Annotated in this window: 5 protein-coding genes; all 5 read left to right on the top strand. The window is 50.8% G+C overall.

Features of this window, described 5'->3' with window-relative positions:
* Window positions 1-384, top strand: a 384-nt coding sequence (locus tag NWF35_RS12750; RefSeq protein WP_301239566.1) for an acyl-CoA dehydrogenase family protein, incomplete at its 5' end; no start/stop codon positions are given.
* 276 nt (window positions 385-660) lie between these two features.
* A complete protein-coding gene (locus NWF35_RS12745) occupies window positions 661-1,401 on the top strand; it encodes an alpha/beta hydrolase (RefSeq protein WP_301239565.1) in 741 nt (246 codons plus the stop codon).
* Window positions 1,402-1,443: 42 nt separating this feature from the next.
* Window positions 1,444-1,833 carry an acyl-CoA thioesterase gene (locus NWF35_RS12740; protein WP_301239564.1) on the top strand — a complete coding sequence of 130 codons (390 nt, stop codon included), beginning with the start codon at window positions 1,444-1,446 and terminating at the stop codon, window positions 1,831-1,833.
* A 672-nt stretch (window positions 1,834-2,505) separates the two neighbouring features.
* The gene (locus NWF35_RS12735; protein ID WP_301239563.1) at window positions 2,506-3,630 is read left to right on the top strand and encodes a zinc-dependent alcohol dehydrogenase family protein; all 1,125 of its coding nucleotides are present in this window, start codon (window positions 2,506-2,508) and stop codon (window positions 3,628-3,630) included.
* A gap of 176 nt (window positions 3,631-3,806) precedes the next feature.
* Window positions 3,807-3,992: SDR family NAD(P)-dependent oxidoreductase (locus NWF35_RS12730; RefSeq protein ID WP_301237227.1), on the top strand; the 186-nt coding region annotated here is incomplete at its 3' end.

The raw sequence follows: 3,992 nt of genomic DNA, 5'->3' as shown, positions 1-3,992 counted from the left end.
GGGAAACATCAACTGGTTCAACAAATGATCGCCAAAATGGTGGCAGGCTACGAAGCCTCCAAGCTTCTGGTTTACCGGGTCGGCTGGATGAAAAACAAAGGGATCCGCAATACACGGGAGACTTCCCTCGCCAAATGGTTCACCTGTGATGCCGCATTCAATGCCGCTGTGGATGCGGTCCAAATTCACGGTGCTAACGGCTACTCCCATGAGTTCCCGGTAGAGCGGTATATGAGAAACGCAAAAGCTCTTGTTATCTATGAAGGAACCAGGGAAATCCATCAAGTGATGCAAGCAGAATACGCATTAGGTTACCGAAAAGACAAGGAACTCCGAAAAAATCTGCCCTCCTGGCCATTTGAAGAGGAGAAGAAACTGGTTTAGGCCATAGAACAAGCAGTTGTATTTGGATTCGTAAAAGCGAGGAATATACAATGGCAACCTTAAAAGAAAAAACGTTGGCAACCATTATTCGATGGAGAGCGAGGTCGAAGATGACCAAGTATGCTCTACGTCCTTCATCCGTTCCGAAGGTGCAGTTTGAAGAGCGGTTTGTTCCGACACCTGTTGGTGACTCCCGCGTATTCGTATACCGGCCACTTCGTCCGCCTCATGAGCTACTACCGGTGTATGTCAATTTTCATGGGGGGGGGTTTATACTTGGCAGGCGCGGAAATGGACGACGTGTGGTGTCGCGTGATTGCCGACCGGGCGGACTGCGTCGTTGTTAACGTCGATTATCGGTTGGCGCCGGAGCATAAATTTCCCACAGCTGCTTTGGAGGAAGGCTACGGTGTCATCAAATGGATGTACGACCAACCTGAGCAGTTGGGGATCAACAGGGAGAGGGTTGCGGTTGGCGGTCACAGCGCCGGAGGGAATTTGGCAGCCGCCATTTGCCTGCTCACTCGCGAACGAAACGAATTTCCAATCGCATTGCAAATATTAGACTATCCGCCGCTTGATTTGGCGACCGATCATAATGAGAAGACGACGCATCCCCAAGCGATTCCACCATGGTTGGCCGCGATTTTCAATGACTGCTACCTGACGTCACCGGAGCAGGCGCGCAACCCGCTCGCCTCGCCAATTTATGCGGAGTCGCTGGCAGGGCTACCTTCCGCTCTCATCATTACGGGAATACGATTCTCTTGCCCCGGAAGCAGAGCTGTATGCGCAGCGGCTAAGGGAAGCAGGCATAGCAGTGAGTCACAAACGGTACGAAGGCGCCGTTCACGGGTTCACACACTCCAGCCCGTTGGAAGTGGCGGAAGATGCTTGGGGATTCATAATCACCCATTTACGGCAAGCCTTTGGAGAGTGAAAGCCCAAATCCTGTTCTTGTATGCGCTTTATCTGTCAGCTTGCCGTGGAAATGATCCGATAAAAGAGCATGAATGAGCCCGACGACGGTGGGTTTATTATAAAAGGGGTGATCGATCAATGTTTATCACGAGGATTCGTCCGCGTGTATCTGAGACTGATGGAGTCGGTCACATCAATAACACGACAATTCCGATTTGGTTTGAATCGGGTCGCGATGAAATTTTTCGTTTATTTACACCTGATTTGTCATTTAAGAATTGGAAGTTAGTCTTGGTTAACATGAACATAGACTTTGTAAAAGAAACCTTCTACGGTCGTGAAGTGGAGGTTCAAACGTGGATCAAGAAGATTGGCAATACAAGTTTTCAAATAGAAGAGGAGTTGTATCAAGACAATGAATTGCGGGCGCGAGGGATATGCACATACGTCCATTACAATTTTGCGGAGGGAAAACCGGAACCCATTCCTTCGCACATTCGGATACAACTAGAGCAGCATCTTCGCTGATCGGGGTTTCAGATAGATCCTTACATAACCGGTCAAAATCATTGTAGAATGATTCCCATTTCGCACAAAACAAAAATGCAAAGAAAAGGGATGGAAACATCGGCCTCGTTTCAGTGCTCGAATAGAGGCCGTACGAGTATAAGGAGAGAAAAAATATGGTGAATACGATTTTGGTAGTCGGTGCAGGGCTTATGAGGTCGCCCAAGTGGCTGCTAAAGCTGGATATGATGTGGTTCTGGTGGATCGGACTGAGGAAGATTTGGAACGAGGAAGATGACGAATCGAAAAGAGCACTGCCTCGATGCTCGGACAGCCTTGGTCGAAGCGGCGGATCGCATCGACCGAACGGGTTTTTCAAGAGACCATATATGAGCAAGCCAGGGAAGGTTCGGTTTGTATGTCCTGAGGCGTAGGAGGGAATGGAGTCGAGTTTTTTAGACAAATCTGAGAGTTATACCTTGTAATGTGTAACGTTTTGTCAATAGAATATAAATTGAAAAAACTTGGTTTGTTGGAGCGCATCCGCCGGATAGCGCTAGAAACCCAGTCGGAGATTTGTTTTGGGCACGATACAGAGCAATTCAATTCATTCCGTAAATCCACGGAAGGATATTACGAATCAGATTTTAAAGCTTATAATACTTTGTCACCTCAAAAAGGAGGCAATTTCAGATGAAAATACGCGCCGCCGTTCTGCATAAAATGAACCTTCCGTCTCCTTACAAGGACAGTCGGCCACTTCGAATAGAAACTCTGGATCTTGACCCTCCTCAAATGGATGAAGTGCTGATTCGTATACGCGCCGCTGGTTTGTGCCACTCGGATCTGTCTGTCATCAACGGCAGCCGGCCCCGACCAACGCCGATGGCCCTTGGTCACGAAGCAGCAGGTGAGGTCGTGGAAGTCGGGCCAGGTGTAACCGATCTTCAGCCTGGCGATCATGTAGTCTGCGCTTTTGTGCCCAGTTGTGGACACTGCCTGCCCTGCCAAGAAGGGCGACCCGCTCTCTGTGAACCGGGCGCTGCTGCCAATAGCGCGGGGACTCTTTTGTCTGGGGAGAGAAGGTTACATAAAGACGGGACAGACATTCATCATCATCTAGGTGTTTCGGGGTTTGCGGAGTATGCGGTCGTATCAAGGAAATCCTTGATCAAGGTTGATCCGGAAATACCGTTTGATGAAGTCGCAGTCTTCGGATGTGCTGTTATGACCGGAGTTGGAGCTGTGGTGAATACCGCCCGCGTCCCGGTGGGCAGCAGTGTAGCTGTGGTCGGTCTGGGCGGAGTCGGCCTGAGCGCCATACTTGGTGCCCTCGTAGCTGGGGCAAGGCGCATCATAGCTGTGGATGTAAATCCTGCAAAACTTGAGATGGCACTGGAACTGGGGACCACCGATGCATTTGATGCACGGGATCCAGAAGTGACACAACAAATTCGCGAGGCCACCAATGGCGGTGTGGAATTCGCAATTGAAACCGCTGGTGCAGTACCTGCTATGCAGACTGCATTCGCCATCACGCGTCGCGGTGGCACAACCGTCACGGCGGGACTGCCCCATCCGGAACACCATTTTTCTTTCCCGCAAGTCCTGCTCGCCGCTGAAGAGCGGACCATCAAGGGGTCTTACGTTGGAAGCTGCGTTCCGGCACGCGATATTCCTCGTTTTATCGAGCTGTATAAGCAAGGCCGCTTGCCGGTCAACCGGCTACTGACTGATCGCATCCGTCTTGAGGACATCAATGAAGGATTTGACCGTCTGGATCGCGGTGAGGTTTCACGGCTGGTGGTCGTGATGTGAGTGTGACATTAACCGTCTTCCCTTGCTGAAGACCGAGGTGAAATTCAACGATGGACTGCTATCTCTTAAGTCCCGTTCTGAGGAGTGGGAGTTGGTAGATGTTGAGGAGGCACTGTATCGGGTTGGTCAACAAAGTGGTGAAAAGCCCAATTTTACCGGTGTGAGGAGGAATCGTCATGCGTTTAAAGGACCGCGTCGCTTTTATTACGGGAGCCGGCCGGGGAATCGGCAAAGCGATCGCTCGGCGCTTCGCCCAAGAAGGAGCCAAGGTGTGCTTGACGGATATCGATGAGGCAGGGGTGCACGCCTCTGCTGAAGAGCTGGAAAAGGAGGGGCTTACGGTCTTTGCCACCCGGGTGGAC

Source organism: Polycladomyces subterraneus, from assembly GCF_030433435.1.
GTDB classification, from domain to species: domain Bacteria; phylum Bacillota; class Bacilli; order Thermoactinomycetales; family JIR-001; genus Polycladomyces; species Polycladomyces subterraneus.
This window is presented reverse-complemented; position numbering and strand designations above follow the sequence as displayed.